The 22214-nt window shown below is 62.4% G+C and carries 15 protein-coding genes and 1 pseudogene; 7 read left to right on the top strand and 9 right to left on the bottom strand.

The features are described 5' to 3' along the window. Positions 1-34: 34 nt before the first annotated feature. Positions 35-637 carry a YqgE/AlgH family protein gene (locus B9A15_RS05660; protein WP_139798219.1) on the bottom strand — a complete coding sequence of 201 codons (603 nt, stop codon included), beginning with the start codon at positions 635-637 and terminating at the stop codon, positions 35-37. 185 nt (positions 638-822) lie between these two features. Here B9A15_RS05660 and B9A15_RS05655 point away from each other — a divergent pair, with 185 nt between their 5' ends. Further along, positions 823-1653: a protein-disulfide reductase DsbD domain-containing protein gene (locus B9A15_RS05655; protein ID WP_084409057.1), complete on the top strand. Its 831-nt coding sequence runs from the start codon at positions 823-825 to the stop codon at positions 1651-1653. A gap of 14 nt (positions 1654-1667) precedes the next feature. Here B9A15_RS05655 and B9A15_RS05650 read toward each other — a convergent pair whose 3' ends face one another. The 4 genes from B9A15_RS05650 to B9A15_RS05635 are packed head-to-tail and all read right to left on the bottom strand — an operon-like array spanning position 1668 to position 4883. Further along, positions 1668-3005 carry an 8-oxoguanine deaminase gene (locus tag B9A15_RS05650; protein ID WP_084409056.1) on the bottom strand — a complete coding sequence of 446 codons (1338 nt, stop codon included), beginning with the start codon at positions 3003-3005 and terminating at the stop codon, positions 1668-1670. After that, the gene (gene ureG, locus B9A15_RS05645) at positions 3002-3634 is read right to left on the bottom strand and encodes an urease accessory protein UreG (RefSeq protein WP_084409055.1); all 633 of its coding nucleotides are present in this window, start codon (positions 3632-3634) and stop codon (positions 3002-3004) included. The genes B9A15_RS05650 and ureG overlap by 4 nt, the downstream gene beginning before the upstream one ends. Beyond that, positions 3631-4359: an urease accessory protein UreF gene (locus tag B9A15_RS05640; RefSeq protein ID WP_084409054.1), complete on the bottom strand. Its 729-nt coding sequence runs from the start codon at positions 4357-4359 to the stop codon at positions 3631-3633. The genes ureG and B9A15_RS05640 overlap by 4 nt, the downstream gene beginning before the upstream one ends. Continuing rightward, positions 4356-4883, bottom strand: a complete 528-nt coding sequence (locus B9A15_RS05635) for an urease accessory protein UreE (protein WP_084409053.1) — start codon at positions 4881-4883, stop codon at positions 4356-4358. Before B9A15_RS05635 ends, B9A15_RS05640 begins: the two co-directional genes overlap by 4 nt. Before the next feature lie 344 nt (positions 4884-5227). On the opposite strand from B9A15_RS05635, the gene B9A15_RS05630 reads away from it, so the two are divergent. After that, complete coding sequence (locus tag B9A15_RS05630) at positions 5228-6724, top strand: methyl-accepting chemotaxis protein (RefSeq protein ID WP_084409052.1); 1497 nt, start codon at positions 5228-5230, stop codon at positions 6722-6724. Positions 6725-6888: 164 nt separating this feature from the next. On the opposite strand, the gene prfB is transcribed toward B9A15_RS05630, so the two are convergent. From prfB to B9A15_RS05615, 3 genes are all read right to left on the bottom strand, one after another. Beyond that, positions 6889-8017 (bottom strand): peptide chain release factor 2 gene (gene prfB / locus B9A15_RS05625; protein ID WP_139798218.1). Its coding sequence is split into 2 segments (ribosomal slippage): positions 6889-7947 and positions 7949-8017, totalling 1128 coding nucleotides; the frame shifts between segments, so codons are not numbered across the junction. Between the two features lie 238 nt (positions 8018-8255). After that, complete coding sequence (locus tag B9A15_RS05620; RefSeq protein ID WP_084409050.1) at positions 8256-10694, bottom strand: penicillin-binding protein 1A; 2439 nt, start codon at positions 10692-10694, stop codon at positions 8256-8258. A 315-nt stretch (positions 10695-11009) separates the two neighbouring features. Next, entirely contained in the window at positions 11010-12170 is a 1161-nt protein-coding gene (locus tag B9A15_RS05615) for an N-acetylmuramoyl-L-alanine amidase family protein (protein WP_170923178.1), read from the bottom strand. Positions 12171-13181: 1011 nt separating this feature from the next. Here B9A15_RS05615 and B9A15_RS05610 point away from each other — a divergent pair. Then, a pseudogene (locus B9A15_RS05610) lies at positions 13182-15542 on the top strand (Rne/Rng family ribonuclease); the annotation flags it as partial. Between the two features lie 1036 nt (positions 15543-16578). Here B9A15_RS05610 and B9A15_RS05605 read toward each other — a convergent pair. Continuing rightward, positions 16579-17748, bottom strand: a complete 1170-nt coding sequence (locus tag B9A15_RS05605; RefSeq protein ID WP_084409141.1) for a pyridoxal phosphate-dependent aminotransferase — start codon at positions 17746-17748, stop codon at positions 16579-16581. A gap of 158 nt (positions 17749-17906) precedes the next feature. Here B9A15_RS05605 and B9A15_RS05600 point away from each other — a divergent pair, with 158 nt between their 5' ends. From B9A15_RS05600 to accC, 4 genes are all read left to right on the top strand, one after another. Next, positions 17907-19289, top strand: a complete 1383-nt coding sequence (locus tag B9A15_RS05600) for a M48 family metalloprotease (protein ID WP_244556806.1) — start codon at positions 17907-17909, stop codon at positions 19287-19289. Positions 19290-19317: 28 nt separating this feature from the next. Continuing rightward, the gene (locus B9A15_RS05595; protein WP_084409047.1) at positions 19318-20088 is read left to right on the top strand and encodes a DsbA family protein; all 771 of its coding nucleotides are present in this window, start codon (positions 19318-19320) and stop codon (positions 20086-20088) included. A gap of 279 nt (positions 20089-20367) precedes the next feature. After that, on the top strand, positions 20368-20850 hold the full coding sequence (gene accB / locus B9A15_RS05590; RefSeq protein ID WP_084409046.1) for an acetyl-CoA carboxylase biotin carboxyl carrier protein: 483 nt from the start codon (positions 20368-20370) through the stop codon (positions 20848-20850). A 12-nt stretch (positions 20851-20862) separates the two neighbouring features. Next, entirely contained in the window at positions 20863-22209 is a 1347-nt protein-coding gene (accC, locus tag B9A15_RS05585; RefSeq protein ID WP_084409045.1) for an acetyl-CoA carboxylase biotin carboxylase subunit, read from the top strand. Positions 22210-22214: the final 5 nt, after the last annotated feature.

The following is a 22214-nucleotide window of genomic DNA, read 5'->3' as shown; positions in this document are numbered from 1 at the left end:
GATATCTTCAGCAGTGCCTACCGATGCTGGCCGGTCAGGCGTGGCCGGCTTCGGAATTCAGGAAGGCCGGATGGATGCCGAGCAGGGCCAGAGCGCGATCATATTTGCGGTCGAGATCGTTTCCGAAAACGATGGACAGGTCAGCCTTGCAGGTCAGCCAGCCATTCTGCGCGATCTCTGTCTCAAGCTGGCCTGGCGCCCAGCCGGAATAGCCGAGGGCCATGATGGCGGTCTTCGGCCCGATGCCTTGCGAAAGGGCGCGCAGAATATCCGTGGTGGGCGTGAGGGAAATGTCCTTGTCGACGATGACCGTCGATTCCGATTCGTAATCGGCCGAATGGAGAACGAAGCCGCGACCTTGCTCGACCGGGCCGCCCATGCAGACCGAGACCTCGGACCCCCGCCGGGGAAGCCGAATGTCGCTCGCGCTCGATACCACGCCGAGCTGCGTGAGAAGTTCGGCGAAACTCGTCGGCTGGGCTTTATTGATGATAAAGCCCATCGCACCATTCGGGGAATGGGCACAGAGATAGACGACCGTACGGGCAAAGGGCTCGCCGTCGACGCCGGGCATCGCGATCAGGAAATGCCCCTCCAGGGAAGTCGTCAGCGCATCGTCGAACTCGCCTTCGCTCATGACGTCACTCCTTACCATCGTCACCGGATCGAGCCTCTGCCCTGAAAGTGCCATCGACCGCTGGTCTTTGCCCGTTCGGCCCCGTCTCCGGTTCGTCATCTCACAGATGATAACATAAGAATGGGAGAGACCGATCCGGTCAATATTGGTCCAGTGACGAGAATTTGCGCAAAGGATGAACGCAAGTGCTGTCCACCTTCACATGCCGACGCTCCCGTCTTGCCCGCGCTCGGATGACAAGGTTGGCGGCGGGCCTCCTCTTTCTCTTCGGCTCGTCCGTGAAGTCCGTAGCGAGCGAACGGCATATCGAGGAACCAGCGATCCTGACGTTGCAGGTTGACGAAGCAGACGGAGCCGATGTGGTCCGTGGAACGCTGACGGTTGATCTTCGCCCGGGCTGGAAGACCTATTGGCTCGATCCCGGTGCATCGGGAATTCCGCCGACGATCGATTTCTCGCGAACGGGAGGCATCGCCTCGGCACGGATCGAAACGCCCCTGCCCCACCGATTCGGCGAGGATCTTGCGCGCGCCAACGGGTTCAAGACGGCGGTGGATTTCCCCTTCGAAATTGCGCTTGCGGAAGGCCATGCGAGCGGGACGCCGATCGTCGCGGATGTCTTTATCGGCGTTTGCGACGAAATCTGCATCCCCATTCAAGCGCGCTTGGAGGCTGCACCGAGCAAGGCGTCGAGAGCGAAGGTGACCGAAGCCTTCGCCAAGCTTCCAGAGCTTGCCGACATATCCGGCGTCACCGTCGCCCTGGATGACGAAATTCTTCATGTCACCCGGACCGGCGATGATGCCGATAACCTTCGCGATCTTTATGTGATGGGTCCCAAGGGCTGGTATTTCGGCGAACCGGAAGCGGAAGAGGCGAGTGCCGGGACGGCGCGTTTCACCGTCCCGATCGAGGAGGCGCCGAAAGACGGCCACCTCCCGACGGTCGACCTCCTCTTCGACGATGGCGGGCGCGGAGTGCAGATCCGGCAAGTTCCGGTGACGCAGGACCGCTGACGCAAAGTTCGGCCTTATGCGAAGCGCAAGGCCGCCGCGCCATGCTCGTCGCGCAATCGGGCAAGGTCCAGACCGACCGGCAAACCGTCCAAGACGCGCCAGGTCCCTTTGACCATCACCCGATCTGCGCGCGTCGCCCCACACAGCACGAGCGCCGCGATCGGATCGTGAGCGCCGGAAAAGCGCAGCTCGTCGAGGGTGAACAGCGCAAAGTCGGCCTGAAGACCGATAGCGATGCGGCCGATATCGGTGCGGCCAAGGCAGGAGGCGGAGCCAACGGTCGCAAGATCGATCGCTTCACGTGCCGTGATCGCCGTCGCCGAACGATAGTTCAGCCGCCCGACCATCAAGGCGTGGCGAACCTGCTCCATCAGATTGGATGCATCGTTCGACGCCGAGCCATCGACACCGAGCCCCACCGGTGCACCGGCAGCCCTCAATTCGTTGACCGGGCAGAAACCCGAGGCCAGCACTGCGTTGGATGCCGGGCAATGGCAGACGCCGACTTTGTGCCGACCGAGCCGCGCACATTCCTCGGTGGTGAAATGGATGCCATGGGCGAGCCAGGTGCGGGGACCGAGCCAGCCGACCTCCTCAAGATAATCCACCGGCCGGCAGGAGAATCGTTCTTCGCAAAAGGCGTTCTCGTCCTCGGTTTCGCCGAGATGGGTGTGAAGCCGGCACTCATGGCGTTCGGCGAGCGCGGCGCTCTCCATCATCAGCCGCTTGGTCACCGAGAAGGGTGAACAGGGCGCAAGAGCGATCTGCACCATCGCGCCTTCGCTACGGTCATGATAGCGGCCGATCAGCCTTTCGGAATCGGCAAGAATCGTGTCGGCATCCTGGACGACGCTGTCCGGCGGCAAGCCGCCATCCTTTTCGGACAGATCCATCGAACCGCGTGTCAGCGTCACGCGCATGCCCACGCTTTGGGCTTCCTCGGCCTCGATGTCGATCGCATCGTCGAGACCGCCAGGGAAAAGATAATGATGGTCCGCCGCCGTGGTGCAGCCCGACATGAGAAGTTCGCTCAAAGCGAGCCGGACGGAGAGACGGAAACTGTCAGGGTCGAGACGCGCCCAGATTGGATAAAGGCTCTGGAGCCAAGGGAAGAGCTCCTTATCGATTGCTTGCGGATGGGCCCGCGTCAGGGTCTGGTAGAAATGGTGATGGGTGTTGACGAGCCCCGGAAGAACCACATGCCGAGAGGCATCGAAGGTCTCGTCCACCGGCGCCGACGGGTTCGCGCCCGAGGCGAGGATTTCGACGATCCGGCCGTCCTCGATGACGATCCCACCATCTCCGCCATCGGCCAGGACGGCGAGCGGCGTTTTCAGCCAAAGACGGGTCATGCAGCGCTCTCGATCGCGGAAAGACCACCCGTTCGGGCGAGAAAGGCCAGGATATCGCCGATGCCTCGGCCATGCTTGAGGTCGGCGAAGACGGTCGGACGCTCGCCGCGCCCTTTGGCGGCATCGGTCCGCATGCGGTCCAGATCGGCGCCCACATGGGGTGCGAGATCAGTCTTGTTGACGATGAGAAGATCGGACCGCGTGATCGCCGGGCCGCCTTTGCGCGGAATGTCGTCGCCTTGGCAGACCGAAATCAAATAGATCGAGAGATCGACGAGATCCGGCGAGAAGGTCGCCGCGAGATTGTCACCACCCGATTCCACGAGGACCAGGTCGAGATCGGGATGCCGGTCCGTCAGATCGCGGATCGCGCGCATGTTGATCGAGGCATCCTCGCGGATCGCCGTATGGGGACAGCCGCCGGTCTCGACACCGACGATGCGATCGGACGTCAGCGCCTGGGCGCGCACCAGCGCCTCGGCGTCTTCACGCGTATAGATGTCGTTGGTGACGACGGCGATCGACCAATGGTCTCGGGCAGCCTTGCAGAGCTTTTCGACGAGCGTGGTCTTGCCCGAACCGACGGGACCGCCGATTCCGACGCGCAAAGGGCCGTGAGCTTTGATCATGAGCGGAAGAGCCTTGGTTGAAGCGTTTCGTGCCGCATTGCGGCAATGTCCGAGACTAGCGCCGCCGATCCGAGATCGTCCAGGGATGCCCCGCTCGCCTCTCGTGCGCTGGCGACGATCTTTTCGGACAGGTCGTGGAGGATTTGAACGGCTTCGCTTTGGCCAAGGGGAACCAGTCGAGATGCCGCTTGGACGAGATTGGAAACGAATCCGTTGAGAAAGGCAGCAAGCGAGGCCTGAAGTGGCAGGTCGAGCTTTGCGGCGAGCCATCCCGCCGCGATCGCATAGGCAATAGCGCGATCACGCATCGCCGGCATATCGCCTCTCCAGGGAAGCGATGCCCGGCAAAAGGCCTCTCCGAGATGCTCCGATTCCAGGCGCCGTTCCGCTGCGCCCGGAAGTGCGAGGGCCAAGGCGTTCGCTTCTCTCAAGCGCGAAGTGTCGTTTGACGAACTCGCCCGCCAAGCCTCCGCGAAAAGAACCGCATCGGTCCAGCCGCTCCCATGCGCCAACAGGAAGGCGATCCAGTCCCGCGTCGTCGCGGCGTCCTCAACCCGACCCTCGCGGATGGCCGATTCGAGACCGTGGGACCAAGCAAAGCCCCCAATCGGAAAGCTTGGCGAAAAAAGCGTCATGAGCGCCGTCAAACGCCGCAGATCGTCGGCATCGTTCGGGGCCTCTGGCGTCCTCGTCGCGGGCGCGCCAAGAGCGCTCGTTTGGCTCATGCCTTCGGCTCGTAGCCAGTGAGGCCGCGGTTCAGCCGGGGCAAAGTCTGTCCGGCCTCGGGGTGGTCCGTATGATGGTGATGATGCGGCATATGCCGATCGCCATAAGCACCGCCTTCCGGATCGAAGCTGGCCTCGACCACCGTCAAACGCGCCCCGAGGCCCTCAAGCATTTCGGCGATGACCCGATCCTTGCGGATCACGATCCGGTCTTCGTGCAATTCGGCTGGCAGATGCCGATTGCCGATCTGCCAAGCCAGAGCGACGAGATGGCCTCCATTGCGCCCGCGCACTTCGAGAAGAGACTCAGGCCGCGCCTTCACCTCCACATGACGCCCATCGGACAGGAGAATGGCGTCGCCATCGCGAATCAAAACTGCCTCGGCCAGATCAAGTAGAAAGGCGATGCCGCCATCCGAGACCATGGCCATTCGGCGACGATGGCGCGCCTGTTCGTCGAGTGTGATCGTATCGGCAGCGTCCTGCCATGCGCCACGGCTGACGATCGAAGTTCCGACGATCATGGACGGTTCCGTTTTCCAGCTACTTCCAATTCGCGTGAAGATATTGGTGCGCGATGAGATTTACCAGCATTCGTTCATACGACCAGATTCCTAAACGATAGCAGGCACTGGACGGACTAAGACTCACATCGCAATCGTCCAGTCACCCCATCCGATCTCTAAAACTGAGCCATGCCGTGGCGGACCTAGCCGCCGCAGCGAGCTCGAACAGTATTCACAGAATCATAGAGAAAGGGGTGCCCCCGGATTGGACTTAAGGGCAAGAACCACAATGAGTTTTCTGCGAATTAACAAAATTGTCAGGATACCAAAGCAATATTTTGATCGATCGGGAGACCTCATTCATGGCCTATACTGCAGCCGTTCGGCACATCGATGATATTGATGCGGAGCCTGTCGCCACCCCGTTCGGTGCCGCCGGTTCAGTTCGAATGGCGCCGGCGGACGAAGCCGCAAAGGCCCTCGTCGAGATTGGTGGCAGCGTCGATGTACTCTCCATCACGATCGCCGAATTGAACGGCACGGTCGGCGATGTCTCGAAGACGCTCTCAGGCCAGGCTGCGACGCTCGATCACCTCGCTCATGCGGTCGGCGAAATCGATCAGGCCAATCGAATGGTCGATGATGCGACACGGACGGCGATCACCATCGCGGTGGAGTCTCATCGCGAGGTGGATGAAAAATCGGGCACGATCCGCCATTCGCTTGAACAGGCCAGCCGCGAGATTGCCGGCATGGCGAAGGTCGCCGCCGAACTCACCACGGATCTCGACCGGGTCGTCGGCGAGCTCAAGGCGATCAACGGCTTTTCGGAGACAGTCCAGGAAATCGCGACCCAGACCCAGCTGCTCGCCATCAATGCCGGCATCATGGCGGCGCGTGCCGGTCAAGAAGGCAAGGGTTTTGCCGTGATCGCCGAATCGATCAAGCAGCTGGCCGACAGAACCTCCGTCACATCTCGCGAAATCATCGGCCGGGTGGGCGCGATGAGCGGAACGGTCAAGCGTCTTCAGGCCCTGAACGCCCAAAATGGCGCGGCCGCCGGAACCGCGATGGAGCGGGCGGCTCAGATCGAGACGGATCTGAAAGCCTTCGACACGGTCACCGCCTCGATCGGGACGATGGTCGAACGGATGGAGAGCGTCTCCGATCCCCTCGCCTTGACCCGCCGTCTGGTCGCACAGGTGACGCATGAAGCCAACGAGCTGAATGAAGACGTTCAAGCCAGCGTTTCCCATCTCGGCATAGCGGCGGAAAGCTTTGACGGCTTGGTTTCCTTCGCCGAGCGCCTGGTCGGTCTTGTCGCCCATAGCGGCGTCGAAACGCCTGACAGCGCTCTCATCGCGCGATGCATGGCCGACGCTGCTCACGCCGGCAAGCTGATCGAAGAGGCCGTCGACAACGGCATCATTCGCATGGAGGATCTGTTCGACGAGGCTTATCGGCCCATCGAAGGCTCCGATCCCGTTCAGTATATAACCCGCTTCACCGAATTGACCGACCGCATCATGCCCGACATCCAGGAAGCTATGTTGGAAGCTGACAGTCGCGTTGCCTTCTGCGCCGCCATCGATCGCAAAGGCTATATTCCGACACACAACCGCATCTATTCGCAGCCGCAAGGCGCTGACCCGGTCTGGAACGCGGCGAATTGCCGGAACCGCCGCATCTTCAACGACCGGACGGGGCTCGCCGCCGGCCGCAACACCGAGCCCTTCTTGATGCAGACCTATCGCCGAGACATGGGCGGCGGCGTCTTCGTCCTGATGAAGGACCTCTCAGCGCCGATTATAGTCCATGGCCGCCATTGGGGTGGCCTGCGCATAGGCGTGCGCATCTGATACGAAATCCGTTTGATCGCTTCGCGATACGGATTTTGAAAGCCGCTCAAACCCTGGCCACGCCTTGGTCCAGACGAGCGGACCTCACCAATGGAACGGCCCCCGGATGTCAGTCCGGAGGCCGTTTGCATTCATTGACTCGGCATGCAGGCCTTCACCTTGCTCTAGTCGACATCCTCGACATCGCTTTCCTTGCCATGGACGCGGTGAGCGAGCGCGGCTTCCATGAAGCCGTCGAGATCGCCGTCCAGCACTTCCTGAGGCGTCGTGTGCTCGATGCCCGTCCGCAGATCTTTGACCAGCTGATAGGGCTGAAGGACATAGGAGCGAATCTGATGGCCCCAGCCGATATCGGTCTTGGAGGCTGCTTCCGCATTCGCTTCGGCCTCGCGCTTTTCGAGCTCCGCCTCGTAGAGACGGGCCTTCAGCATGTTCCACGCCGTGGCGCGGTTCTTGTGCTGCGAGCGCTCCTGCTGACAGGCGACGACGATGCCGGTCGGGATATGAGTGATGCGAACGGCCGAGTCCGTCGTGTTGACGTGCTGGCCGCCCGCGCCGGACGCCCGATAGGTGTCGATACGCACATCCGATTCCGAAACCTGGATGTCGATCGTGTCGTCGACCACCGGATAGACCCAGACTGACGCGAAAGAGGTGTGACGGCGCGCCTGGCTGTCATAGGGCGAGATTCGCACGAGCCGATGGACGCCGGACTCGGTCTTCGCCCAGCCATAGGCATTGTGGCCCTTGATCAGGAGCGTGGCGCTCTTGATGCCGGCTTCTTCGCCACCCTGTTCTTCCAAGACTTCGACCTTGAAGCGCGAGCGCTCGGCCCAGCGAATATACATCCGCTCCAGCATCTCGGCCCAATCCTGGCTCTCGGTGCCGCCGGCGCCCGAATGAACTTCCAGATAGGTATCGTTGGAATCGGCTTCGCCCGAGAGAAGCGTTTCGATCTGACGCTTGTCGGCTTCGACCTTCAGCTCTTTCAGAGCCGTTTCGGCCTCGGCGACGATGCCCTCATCATTTTCCTCCTCGCCCATGGCGATGAGTTCGACATTGTCCGTCAGACGCTGCTCGAGTTGTCGGATCGCCGCAATGCTTTCCTCGAGCTGCTGGCGCTCGCGCATCAGCCCCTGGGCTTCCATGGGATCGTCCCAGATGGAAGGGTCCTCGGCCTTGGTATTCAGATGATCGAGACGCTTGAGAGACTTATCCCAGTCAAAGATGCCTCCTCAGCAGGCCAATGGCCTGCTTGGTCTCGTCGACAATATGTTCGATCTCGGCGCGCAAGCCCAAGTCTCCCTTTCGCTTTCTGCCAATGGACGTCCGACTTCGAGGTCCATCCAGCCGCACAGACCAATCAGGCGGCACCGGACATGACGAAGGCGGGCGTGAAACGCGCCCGCCTCGCCTCAAAGCGGATTAAGACGTTCTTATAGGGATCGACAATCGCTTTGACCACCACCGGGTGAGGGGCCGAGCTCTCGCTTTCGCTGCTCAGCGCTCCAAGGCTTCACACGAGCCGGCCTTAAAAGAGGCCGCCCGCCCCCGCCGAGATGGCCTGGCGTGTCTGTTCGGAGACGACCCCGCGCTGCACGTCCGAGGCGACCGCATCCATGCCGATGACGCTGTAGCTGTCGGCTGGCCCCGTTCCGGGCTTGAAGGCCTCCATGATAACGTCGGCTCCGCCACCCGAACTGCGCATGCCTGTCTTGCGGTTGACCGCGACGAGCTCCATACCTTCCGGCACCTTAAAATCGACCGGCGGCTTGCCCTTCATTGCCTCCTTCATGAAGTCGATGAAGACCGGCGCCGCAAGGCCACCACCCGTCGCTCCATGCCCCATCGGACGCGGCTGGTCGTAGCCGAGATAGATACCGGCAACGAGATCGGGGGTGAAGCCGACGAACCAGGCATCCTTTTCCTCATTCGTCGTGCCGGTCTTGCCGGCGACGGGGAAGCCGAGTTCGCGCACTTTGGTCGCGGTTCCGCGCTGAACGACGCCTTCCATCATGGAAGTGATCTGATAGGCGGTCATCGGGTCGAGGACCTGATCGCGCTCGTCGACGAGTTCCGGTTCGGACTGGCCTTGGTAGTCCGGCGTATTGCACTCGGCGCAGAAGCGGCGGTCGTGCTTGTAGATGGTGCGACCGTAGCGGTCCTGGATGCGATCGATCAGGGTCGGCTCGATCGAGCGTCCCCCATTGGCGAGAACCGAATAGGCGCCGACCATGCGCAGCACCGTCGTCTCGCCGGCGCCGAGAGCCATCGGAAGATAGGGCTTCAGCTTGTCATAGATGCCGAAGCGCTCGGCATATTCGGCCACGAGCTTCATGCCCATATCCCGCGCCAGTCGCACGGTCATGAGATTGCGGCTTTTCTCGATGCCGAGGCGCAATGTCGAGGGACCCGCCGAACCGCCACCGTAATTCGAAGGCGTCCAGAATCCACCAGTGCCATCGGGCAAGGAGATCGGCGCATCGAGGATCACCGAAGCCGGCGTGTAACCATTGTCGAGCGCGGTCGCATAAACGAAGGGTTTGAAGGAGGAGCCCGGCTGGCGATAGGCCTGAGAGGCGCGATTGAACTCCGATTCCGAATAGGAGAACCCGCCGACCATGGCGCGAACGCGTCCGGTCTCTGGCTCCATGGCGACCAATGCGCCCTGCACTTCCGGCGGCTGACGCAGCTTCCAGCCATCGTCGCCGGCCTGGACATAGACAACGTCACCGCGTGAGAGTACGTCGGAAACGCTGCCGACGCGCCCCTTTCTCTCCGATGTGTTGAGCGTCATCGCCCATTTCATATTCGCTTTGTCGAGCGTGGCGATCTCGCGCGCCGAGGACAGCTTGTTGCCGCCTACGCGCTCCGGCTGAAGGCCGATACTCGCTTCGCCGTCGTTTGCCGACAGAACGACGGCGAGCCGCCATTCGGGCACGTCGGTGAAGGCCGGCACCTCGCCGACCGCCACACCCCAGTCGCTGCCGAGTTCGACATGCTTCACCGGACCGCGCCAGCCATGCTTCTGGTCGAAATCGACAAGCGCCTTCTGCAGCGCTGCGCGGGCAAAGCTCTGAAGCTGGGGATCGAGCGTCGTTCGGACCGACAGACCGCCCTCATAGAGCGCATCGATGCCATAGCGTTGAATGATCTCGCGCCGCACATCCTCGGTGAAATACTCTGCCGTGGCGAGATAAGTGCCTGATGGCCGCGGGTTGACCTCGAACGGACGCGCCTTTGCGGCGTCGCCTTCCTCGGCGGTGATGAAGCCGTTCTGCACCATCTGGCCAATGACCCAATCGCGCCGTCTCTTCGCCTCGTCCGGGTTGCGATAGGGATTATAGTTTTCCGGCGCCTTGGGAAGCGCGGCCAGATAAGCCGCTTCCTCGATGGTCAGATCGTTCACCGACTTGTCGAAATAAGCGAGCGACGCGGCGGCAATGCCATAGGAGCCCATGCCGAGATAAATCTCGTTGAGATAGAGCTCCAGGATCTTGTCCTTCGGATAGGCCTGCTCGATCCGCATGGAAAGGATCGCTTCCTTGACCTTGCGGTCGAAGGTCCGCTCATTCGACAGAAGGAAATTCTTGGCGACCTGCTGGGTGATCGTCGAAGCGCCCTGCATGCGTTGGCCCTGGGCCATCACCATGACAGCGCGCGCAATGCCTTCAATATCGACGCCCGGATGTGTGTAGAAGTTCTTGTCCTCCGCTGACAGGAAGGCGTTCTTCACCCGATTCGGGATCGCCTGGATCGGCAGGAACAAGCGACGTTCGCGCGCATATTCGGCCATTAAGGCGCCGTCGGAGGCATGGACGCGGGTCGTAACCGGCGGCTGGTAGTCGGCCAGGACCTGGTAGTCCGGCAACCCGTCCCCGATCTTCTCCACATACCAGGCTACACCACCTGCCACGAGGAGAAACAGAACGGATCCGATCCCGAAGAAATAGCCGATCAGTCTGATCATGAATCTGTCGCCTCAACCCATGCGGACCCTCGCCGCAGGTCCTTGTCAACGCCTTGCAAACCCACGATTCGGAGCTCGCCTTGGCGCGATCTTTATCATTGTCACCCTGCGGGGTCGCGGGTCTAGGCGCCAAGCCCCAAGCCCCCGCCAGAACCGATTTTCGCTGCCGGCTAATTTCGTCCCGGTAAACGTCGTCAACGCGCCCTTAATGGGCTGACCCTAGACTTTCGCGCCCCTCGCCCGATCTCCCATGCAGGGAAAATGCGGCGCGGGCGTGAACCGATGGCGCCTCATTCGCCTTCGTTCCGCCACCTGTTACTCGTCTGACACAGTGGCCGCCGAAAGCTGGCGCCGATCCGCATCTTCGCCTCCGGCCTCCCGGGCTTCGGCAGTCTTGTCCAGCCGATAAAAGCTAATGATGGAATGAGCCAGCGTCCCCATCGTCTTCTCGCGCCAAGCCTCGCTCATCAGGAGTTCGGCGTCCTTCTCGTTGGAAAGAAACCCCATTTCGACGAGGACGGACGGCACGTCGGGCGCTTTCAGCACCCGGAAACCGGCGGAGCGTTTCGGGTTGTTGATGAGCCGGATCCCGGCTTTGCGAAAATCTTCCAGAAGCGCCGTGGCGAAATGCTCTGAATAACCGACCGTCTCGCGGCGCGTCAGGTCGAGAAGGATGTCAAAGACCTCCGGGGCTTCGGCGGCAAGGTCCGGAGCGCCATATTGATCGGCCGCGTTTTCGTTCTCGACGATCTCGCGCGACAAAGCATCGGACGCCCTGTTGGATAACGTATAGATCGTTGCGCCGCGAAGCCCGTGATAGCGGATGCTATCGGCATGGAGCGAAATGAAGAGGTCGGCGTCTTTCTTCTGGGCAAAGGCCGTGCGCTCGCCGAGCGCAATGAAGCGGTCGTCCTCGCGGGTGAGGACGACCCGGATGCTGGAGACCGTCTCCAGACTGTCCCGCAGGCTTTTGGCCGCTGCGAGATTGATATCCTTCTCTTTGACGCCGTTCTCGCCGATCGCCCCATTGTCGACGCCGCCATGGCCGGGATCGATGACAATGGTGAAATGATGTCCCTCGCCCGTTGCCTCACCGGCAGTTACACCGGTCGCACGGGCATTAGCCTCGGTCACATTGGGGGAAATAGCGTTTGCGCCGACTATGGCGGTATCGGCGCCCGATTCCGATAGTCGCAATTCATAGGTTGGGCGTCCAGCCGGAGCACCGACATCGACGAGACTGGCCTCCACCGGGCGGCTCGGCGTCAGGAGATAGCGATAGCGCTCGGGACCGGTGGCCCCATGTCGCAGCGTCTCGATGAGCGTCGCCGCGTCCGTGCCGTTTGGTTCGACCGCCGGAATTGCGTCGCTGAAATCGAGCGCGATCCGGTCGGGATGCTTGAGGAGGATAAGCCGGGCCGCCGGCGCTGTCGTGAATTCGAACCGGATGACCTGTTCGCCGTCACTCGCCTTCATAATGTCAACGGCCGTGACCACTGCAGTTTCGGCACTTGCCGATTGCGGGAGGCACGCCAGCAAAGCCGCAAGCGAAAGCAATAGGACAGCTGCAGCCCGCCTCTTGGCGCATGATCCGCGCCGGGCAGCCGTCAGTGCGCGCCGCCAAAGATCGCGTCCCCGCATGGATCGCGTCCCTCTCGCTTTCCTTAAGGTCGCACCGAGCCGCGTCTTAAATTGGAACGCGCCCGACGTTTCGACAATTCATCTCCTGGATTTGAAGCCCGTATCACAATTCACCGCCTCCCCTCAAAAGAATGTCAATTGCGAAAGCCAACGAGAGACAGCTTCTGACCGAGCGCATCTCTCAAGGACATCGACGCCGCTCCCCGCTCCGATCCGTGAGGAATGTGGCCAGGGCTTGACGCGTCTCACCTCGTCGTCGGCCTGTCCCGTCGGCAGTCGGAAGGCGCTAAAGCGATACAAGGCCACCATCGCCATACTGTGATGCCTTAGCTTGCGCGAAGCCAGCCACGGGGTTTTGTGCCCTTGTTTCTTTTCCAGGCAACGCATAAGAGTAACGCAGAAGCCCCAGTCGGGATGACGATCAAAGGGATCGGCAGCGCGACGACGATTATTCGGCGGAGACGAGAACGGCGATCCATGCCGCTCGTCTGGTCACGCCATTCGTCCCGTTCGTCCGAAGAAGGCTTCCCGAATTCCTGCCGGGAGCGTGCTTATGAGCCCTCGCCCGGCATACGGCCTCGCCCTGGATATCAAATGGGGTCGGCCATCCATCGGCTGTGAAAGCAGCCACCCAGTCGTATTTGCAAGGGTCCGTCTTGACCACGATGCTCCGACCATCGCCGCAGGAAACGCAGTCCGCACGAGCGGACAGAAGCGTCTCGCGGCTGAGAGCGGAAGCGGGGGATCGAGCGACGGATCTGCTTGCGGCCCGGCGCCTTACGTATTCCGCCTTGCCATCGTTCAGAAGCCTAGCCGATCGTAGCGACCGGGCCTTGGAGAGTGTCCATGGCCAACAAAATGCTGATCGACGCGTCCCATCCGGAAGAGACGCGCGTCGTCGTCGTCCGCGGTAATCGCGTCGAAGAATTCGATTTCGAGTCCGAGCATAAGAAGCAGCTGAAAGGAAATATCTATCTCGCGAAAGTGACCCGGGTCGAACCGTCCCTGCAGGCCGCCTTCGTGGAATATGGTGGGAACCGTCACGGGTTCTTGGCTTTCAGCGAAATCCATCCCGACTATTACCAGATCCCCAAGGCCGATCGCGAAGCGCTTCTGGCCGAGGAGTTGGCTCGTGGTCACGAAGACGACGACGAAGACGACGTCGTCGAGCGGCCTGAGAAGCGTCGGCGCCGGCCTGCCAAGGCGGCCGCGCGCAAGCGTTCCGACGAGGATAGCGTTTCCGAGAGCGTCGACACGGATGGTGTCGAGATCGATAGCGACGGCTCGGACGAGACGTCGGTTGCGTCTTCCTATGATGGCGACGCAGACGCAATTACGGCGGGTGACGATGCTCCGAACGCGCAGCAGGATGGCGCATCGGACGAAGCAGGCATCCAAGCCGACGACGACGCCTCCGGTGAAGTGAAGGCGCGGAAGCACGATCGGGACAACGACCAAGACGACGACAGCGATAGCGCCGAGGACGAGGACGACAGCTCCGACGAGGATGATGACGAGGACGCCGAAGACGAGGAGGCTGACGACTCCGATTCGGACGATTCATCATCTGAAGACGAGGAAGGTGGCCCCTCCTCGGAGCGCTCAAATGGCGCTCGCCGTGGGCGCGGACGTCGGCGCGGTCGGCGCAAGCCGAATGCCGAGGCGCGCAACGGCAACGACCAGGACGGCGATGACGACAACGGCTCGGACGACGATTCCGACGACATCGACGAGATCGGGTCCGAGGACGCGATGGAGGAGGTGCCTGTCCGTCAGGCTCGTCCCCGCAAGCAGTATAAGATCCAAGAGGTCATCAAGCGCCGACAGATCCTGCTCGTCCAGGTCGTCAAGGAAGAGCGCGGCAACAAGGGCGCCGCACTAACCACTTATCTGTCACTCGCAGGACGCTATTCGGTTCTCATGCCGAACACGGCGCGCGGCGGCGGCATTTCGCGCAAGATCACCAACCAGGCCGATCGCAAGCGTCTGAAGGACGTCGTGCGCGAACTCGACGTGCCGCGCGGCATGGGCATCATTCTGCGCACGGCCGGAGCGAACCGCACCAAGGCCGAGGTCAAGCGCGACTACGAATATCTGATGCGGCTTTGGGAGTCGGTGCGCACGCTGACGCTGCAGTCTACGGCGCCCGCCCTCGTCTACGAGGAAGGCAGCCTCATCAAGCGGTCGATCCGCGACCTCTACAACAAGGACATCGACCAGGTTCTCGTCTCCGGCGAAGCCGGCTACCGCGAAGCCAAGGACTTCATGCGGATGCTGATGCCGAGCCAGGCGAAAGCGGTTCAGCCCTATAACGAGCCCGTGCCGATCTTTGCGCGCCAAGGGATCGAGGGCCAGCTCGACAAGATGCTGCAGCCCCATGTGACGCTGAAATCGGGCGGCTACATCATCATCAACCAGACCGAAGCGCTGGTTGCCATCGACGTCAATTCGGGTCGCTCGACCCGCGAAATGTCGATTGAATCGACGGCTCTCCAGACCAATCTGGAGGCGGCCGAGGAGGTCGCGCGCCAGCTGCGCCTGCGTGATCTCGCCGGCCTCATCGTGGTCGACTTCATCGATATGGACGAGAAGCGCAACAATCGCGCCGTCGAGAAGAAGCTGAAGGACTGCCTGAAGAACGACCGGGCGCGAATCCAGGTCGGCAAGATTTCGCATTTCGGCCTTCTGGAGATGAGCCGTCAGCGTATCCGCGCGAGCGTCCTGGAATCGACCATGCGCGCCTGCCCGGTCTGCGAAGGCGCAGGGCTCATCCGTTCGGCCTCCTCTCTGGCGCTCCATGCGGTCCGCCATATCGAGGAATATATCCAGAAGAACGCCAGCAACGACATCATCGTGAAAGTGCCGATCGAGACGGCGCTCTATATCCTCAACGAGAAGCGTCATCACATCGACGATCTCGAGCAAACGCATGGCCTGCGCATCCTGATCGAGGCCGACGCCTCCATCGGCCATCAGGGCCTGACGATCGAGGCGGGTGGCCCCTCGACCCAGCCGATCACCAAGGAATTCGTCAGCCCGATCTCGATGAGCGCGGAAGATGCGATCGACGAGGAACTGGCGCGCGAGGCCGCGGCTCTCGAGGCCGAGGACGAAAGCGTGGAAGCCTCGGAGCCTGAGGCCCGGAATTTGATCGCTGAGAGCGACGAGGATGACGACAGCGGCAACAAGCGGCGCAAACGACGCCGGCGGCGGCGGCGCGGCGGCAAAGGAGACGAAGCCGAGACGAACGGCGATGCCGAGAGCGCGTCCGACGATGACGATTCCGATGACGACAGCGACGATGAGACGAGCGACTCGGACAATGACGAAAACGGCCAGAACGGCTCTGGTCGGCGCCGGCGCCGTCGGGGTCGTCGCGGCGGTCGTCGTCATCGCGACGGGACCAACAATCGCGACGACCAGGCGAACGACAATGACGAGCGCCATGACGGCGACGCCGTCGCGGCTTCAAGCGCCAAGGCACCGTCTGACGATGCAAAGCCGGGTGAACAGAAGAGCGGCGAGACTTCGGACCAGGGCCCTGAGGCGGAGGAACCGGTCAGCGCAGCCGACACCGAGACGCCAGCCGAAAAGGGTGTTGTCGAGCCGGATTTGAGCGAACCGGTCGTGACGTCGACCTTGGACGAGGCTCCGGAAGCCGAAACGGCTCCGACGCCGGCGGCCAACGCCGACGAACGGCTCGACGAGCCGGTCGCGAAATTGGTCGAGCCCACAAATCAGGATGAAAGCGCAGCGCCAGTCGCGGCATACAACGACACATCCGATGAGGTCGAGGTTCTGGAGACCAAGTCTGCGGTAATTGAAAGCGATCGCGCCGAGGCCGCTGCTGTCTCCGTGTCCGCCGAAGGCGAGAAAGAGCCTCAGCAGGTTGAAGCAGCGGCGTCTGAAGAGCAGCCATCCGCCGATACCGAAACGCCTCCGGTCGCAGAGAACGTGGCAGAGGCTGACGCGGATATGACAAGCGAGACGGTCGACGAGCCCGCGGCGACAGCGGCGCCGTTGACCCAACCGGTCGTCACCTCTGGCAGCGAGAGCGAGGGCGAGGATGAGCGGCCGCGCCGCACCGGCTGGTGGTCTCGTCGGGGGTTTCTTTGAGCGGATCCGGCGGCTGAAAGCGGCGGCCGCGCGCATCATAGGCGTCGGCCCCCCACCGGATTAGAAATGACTGAAAACACAGGACGGCGGGGTGCTTCGGCCCCCGCCTTTCTCATGATGAGGGCCCTTAGCGACGGGTGACGAAGTGCCCCATCCGCTCCAAGGCTTCGGCAAGGCTCGTCTCGTCGCAAGCATAGGACAGACGAACGAAGCGAGCCCCGCTCACCGGATCGAAGTCGATGCCGGGCGTCACCGCCACAAGGCTCTCGTCGAGCAGTGCCTTGGCGAATTGCGTCGCGTTCCAATCACCGTCAGGGATCGCGGCATAGGCATAGAACGCCCCGTCGATCGGCGCGATGTCGCGAAAGCCGATGCCGGGCAGTTCGGCGATCATCCGCTCGCGATTGCGTCGATAGGTTTCGCGCACCGCATCGAGTTCCTCGCTCGCCCCGAGAGCGGCGAGCGCCGCAACCTGGGAGATTTCGGACGCGGAGATATAGAGATTCTGGCCGATGCGTTCCGAGACCTCGACAAGGTCCTCCGGCAAAACCGCCCAGCCGATCCGCCAGCCTGTCATGGCGTAATACTTCGAGAAGGAATTCACGACCACGGCGCTTTGAGTAAATTCGAGGGCGCTCACTTCCGGCTTGCCGAAACCCAGACGATGATAGATCTCGTCGGAGATGAAGCGCACACCGCGCCGGTCGCAGAATTCGACGATCGCCCTGAAGTCCTCAGGCGACGTCATGGTGCCCGTCGGATTGGCGGGATTGGCGATCAGAACGCCTTGGAAAGGCCGTTCGGCAAAGACGCCTTCGAGCCGGTCCGCGGTCAAGACATAGTCCTCGGTGGGTCCGACGGCGATCTCCACCGGCTCGATGCCGAGCGCGCGCATGATGTTGCGGTAGGCCGGATAGCCCGGCGAGGCGATGGCGATTCGCGCGCCGACGTCGAACGCCGCCAGAAAGGCGATGTTGAATCCGGCGGACGCACCCGAGGTGATCATCACCCGCCGGGGATCGATAACGACGCCATGCGCCTGTTCATAGTGTCCGGCGATCGCCTCACGGATGTCGGCCCGCCCCATCGCATCGGTGTAAGCGACGCGGCCATGGGCGAGCATCGCCTGAGCCGCCTCTCTTGCTGCGCGTGGAGCCGGCGCCGCCGGCTGCCCGACGGCCAGGGACAAGACCTTCGACCCGGCGGCCTTCAGCCGGTTCGCCGCCGCCATGACCGCCATCGCCCGAAACGGTTCCACATGGGCCCGGGCCGAAGGCTTGAAACCAGGTGTATCCATAATGCCTCTCTTGTGCTCGCAATCGGCTTCGGCCAAGCGTGATGCCGTCCTTTCGCCACCTTGAGGTGACGAGGAGTGGTCGTCTCGACGATGGTTTGACGGTCTCGACCGGCCGAATGCAACCCCTGTCGAAATCGAAGCCGGAGGTCTCTTTCGACATGTTCCGACGTATCAGCTCGCTCGCCCGGACCGGCCTGTCTGCCATGGCCGCAGCTTGCGTCGCCTTGACAGGCCCCGTTGCCGAAGCCGCTCCGTCGTCCAAGGGTAATCTGCCGATCGTCCGCGATGCGGAGATCGAACAGCTCGTCACGGAATACGCCGCGCCGCTCCTGAAGGCCGCCGGTCTGTCGCGTTCGGGCATCGAGATCATTCTGGTCAATTCGTCCGATTTCAACGCCTTCGTGTCCGGCAGCCGCATCTTCGTCAACACTGGCGCGATCCTGGCGACGGAGACGCCCGGCCAGCTACAAGGCGTGCTCGCCCATGAGATGGGGCACCTCGCCGGCGGCCATCAGCTCCGTCTTCGCGAGCGCATCGAAAACGCCAAGGTGCTGACCGCCGTCACCAGCCTCTTAGGGCTTGGCGTCGCGGCGGCGGGCGCCGCCACCGGTTCGCGCGAAGCGGCACAGGCCGGCACCGGCATCATGGCCGGCGGCACGGGTCTCGCGGCCCGCGATCTGATGGCCTACAAGCGTGGAGAGGAGATGACCGCAGACCGCGCCGCCCTCACCTATCTCGAACGGGCCGGATTGTCCGGACGCGGCCTCGTCGATTCCTTCCGCAATCTCGATCGTCAGAGCTTCTTCTCGCGCTCCAGCGGGCGCAACTACCTTTCCTCCCATCCCATGCCGAACGACCGCGCTGCCGCGATCGAGGATGCCGCGCGGCGCAGCCCCTATTGGAGCAAGCCGGACGATCCCCGCCTTGTCGAACGCCATCAACTCGCGCGCGCGAAGATCGCCGCCTATACGGGGAGTCCTGGCGATGCCAAGCGTCTCTTCTCCCGCGATCCGCGATCGATCGCGGCCTTTTACGGCGACGCGATCGAGACCCATCTCGCCGGCTCGTCGAGTTCAGCACTGAAGAAGGTCGACGCGCTCATCGCCGCTCGCCCCCAAAATCCCTGGTTCGCCGAATTGAAGGGCGAGATCCTTCTAGAAGCCGGGCGGGGCGCGGAAGCCGCCAAGGCCTATCGCACGGCCACCAAGCTCGATCGGTCCAATTCCAGCCTTTTGCGAGCCGAGATCGGCCAGGCGCTGGTCGTCAGCGGCGATCCAGCCGTGCTGCCGGAGGCCATCGATCTCATCGAGGAAGCGCTTCGACGCGATCCGAGCAATGCCAACGCCTATCGCTTCCTTGCTATGGCCTATGGCCGCAAAGGCGATATCGGTCGGGCCGAACTTGCGACGGCCGAGCAATATTGGAACACAGGCCGCCTGACGGATGCGCGCATTTTCGCTGCGCGCGCGGCCCAAAAACTTGCGCCCTCGACACCTGCGGGACGCAGAGCCCGCGATATCGTATCGACGCCCAGGCCCTGACGAGGGACGAGACGAAAAGGATAATCCGATGAGATCGCTACTGACGAAGACCCTGCTTGCGAGCGCGATCGCTCTTGGCGCAGCAACCGCTCCGACGCTCGCCGAGGTGCCCTTCAAGGGCGAGGAGAAAGCCGCAATCGAGACGATCATCCGCGATTATCTCATCGCCAACCCGGAAGTGCTCATCGAAGCGATGGATGCGCTGCAGACCAAACAGGCCAATGCTCAGCGCGAAGCACGCGCCGACGTCATCGCGAAGGCCGGTGACACGCTGACCGACGCCCCGGAGGGCATGGTCCTCGGCAATCCGAATGGCGACGTCACGGTGGTCGAGTTCTTCGATTACAATTGCGGCTATTGCCGGCAGGCGCTCGAAGACATGAACGCCCTGATCGAGGCCGACGACAATGTGCGATTCGTGCTCAAGGAATTTCCGATCCTCGGGCCGCAATCGATCGAAGCCTCGCGGGTGAGCCTTGCCTTTCGCGATCTGGCGCCGCAGAAATACCCCGAATTCCATCGCGCTCTGCTCGCCCGGCGGTCGATGGCCGACAAGGCCGCGGCCCTCGAAGTCGCCAAGGATCTTGGCGTCGAAGCCGACGCGATCGAAGCGAAGATGAACGACACGGGCCATATCCAAGAGCTGCAGGCGATCCAGGATCTCGCCGCCAATCTTCAGATCAACGGGACGCCCTCTTACGTGATCGGCGGCGAGGTCATCCAGGCGCGCGTCGGGATCGATGGGCTCAAACAAGCTGTCGGGAACATGCGCGAATGCGGGAAGGCCGATTGCAGCTGACGCCGAACCAAAGCTGAAGACGGGATGGGGCGAGGCGGCTCTGCCAGGTCTCTTCCTGCTGACGGCTATCAAAAACAGCGAAACCGCCCCAAAACCGGCGCAAAGTCGTCGAAAGCCGGGTTAGAACCGTTGAAATCGCGACGCCAAGAGTGCATGCACCGGCGCGATGGACGAAAACCGGCCTCGCGGGCCCTCCTGATCGCCCTTGCCCAATTGCTGAGGGCGGCCACTTTCAAGTGCCGAGGGAAACGGCCGACGCGATAGCGACAGGGACAAACAATGACGGATAAAAGCGTGGACCCCGATCTCGTACGCCAGCTGGCGGGCATTCTCAGAGAGAGCGAACTGACCGAGATCGAGGTAGAACACGACAAGCTTCGGGTCCGACTGACACGGAAGGTCGAAGCGGCCCCAATGGTCTATCCGCAACATTTTCAGGTCCAGGCGCCGATGGCACCGCAACACGCGGCGCCGGCACCGGCTCAACAGGGTGGCGCGCCAGCCGCGGCTCCTGCGCCCGCCGTCGACGAGGGCGCTGTTCCCTCCCCCATGGTCGGGACGGTCTATCTCGCTCCGGCGCCCGGCGCGAAAGCCTATGTCGAGGTGGGCCAGAGCGTGAAGGAAGGCGACACGATCTGCATCGTCGAAGCGATGAAGACGATGAACAACATCCCCTCGCCGCGCTCCGGAACAGTGCGCAAGATCTTGGTCGAAAACGCGCAACCGGTCGAATACGGCGAACCCCTCATCGTCATCGGCTAAAGGCGCGACCCCATGGTTTCGAAAGTCCTCATCGCCAATCGTGGCGAGATCGCGCTCCGCGTGCTGAGAGCCTGCAAAGAGCTCGGCATCCAGACCGTCGCGGTCCATTCGACGGCCGATAATTCGGCCATGCATGTGCGCCTCGCGGATGAAAGCGTCTGCATCGGTCCGCCGCCCGCCCGCGACAGCTATCTCAACATTCCCCAGATCGTCGCGGCTTGCGAGATCACCGGCGCCGATGCCGTCCATCCGGGCTACGGCTTCCTTTCGGAAAACGCTCGTTTCGCCGACATTCTCGAAGCCCATCAATTGACCTTCATCGGCCCGACCGCCGAGCATATCCGGGTCATGGGCGACAAGATCGAGGCCAAGAAGACGGCGCAGCGTCTTGGCATTCCGGTGGTGCCCGGCTCCCCCGGCGCAGTCACCGACGATAAGGAAGCCGCGAAGATCGCGGCCGAGATCGGCTATCCGGTGCTCGTTAAGGCTTCGGCCGGCGGCGGCGGACGCGGCATGAAGGTCGCGCGAAACGCCGAGGAATTGCCGGTGTCGCTCGCCACCGCCCGCTCCGAAGCCGGCGCCGCCTTTGGCGACGACGCCGTCTATATCGAGAAATATCTCGAAAAGCCGCGCCATATCGAGGTGCAGGTCTTCGGCGACGGTATGGGCAATGCGATCCATCTCGGCGAACGCGATTGTTCGCTTCAGCGCCGCCACCAGAAGGTTTGGGAAGAGGCCAATTCGCCGGCCCTGACCAACGAGCAGCGCGAGCGCATCGGGATGGTCTGCGCAAAGGCGATGCAGGGCCTCGGCTATCGCGGCGCGGGAACGATTGAATTCCTCTACGAGGACGGCGAGTTCTATTTCATCGAGATGAACACACGCCTGCAGGTCGAGCATCCCGTGACAGAAGCAGTGACCGGCCTCGATCTCGTTCATGAGCAGATCCGTGTCGCCAGTGGCGACGGCTTGTCCGTCACGCAGAAGGACGTGGTCTTTTCCGGCCATGCGATCGAATGCCGGATCAATGCCGAGGACCCGCGAACCTTCGCCCCCTCGCCCGGCGAGATCACCCATTACCATGCCCCCGGCGGGCTCGGCGTGCGGATCGACTCGGCCGCCTATCACGGATACCGAATTCCGCCCTTCTACGACAGCCTCGTCGGCAAGCTGATCGTTCACGGTCGCACGCGCGAGGAAGCGATGATGCGATTGAAGCGTGCGCTTGACGAGATCGTGCTGGATGGCGTGAAGACGACGCTTCCCCTCTTCCGTGATCTGGTGGAAGATGAGGACATCAAGCGCGGTCGTTACGACATCCACTGGCTGGAGCATTTCCTCAAGGGCGACAAGCACTAAGGGGC

Source organism: Fulvimarina manganoxydans, from assembly GCF_900176465.1.
GTDB lineage: Bacteria > Pseudomonadota > Alphaproteobacteria > Rhizobiales > Rhizobiaceae > Fulvimarina > Fulvimarina manganoxydans.
Note: the sequence above shows the minus strand (reverse complement) of the source record. Positions and strands in the feature narration are given on the sequence as shown.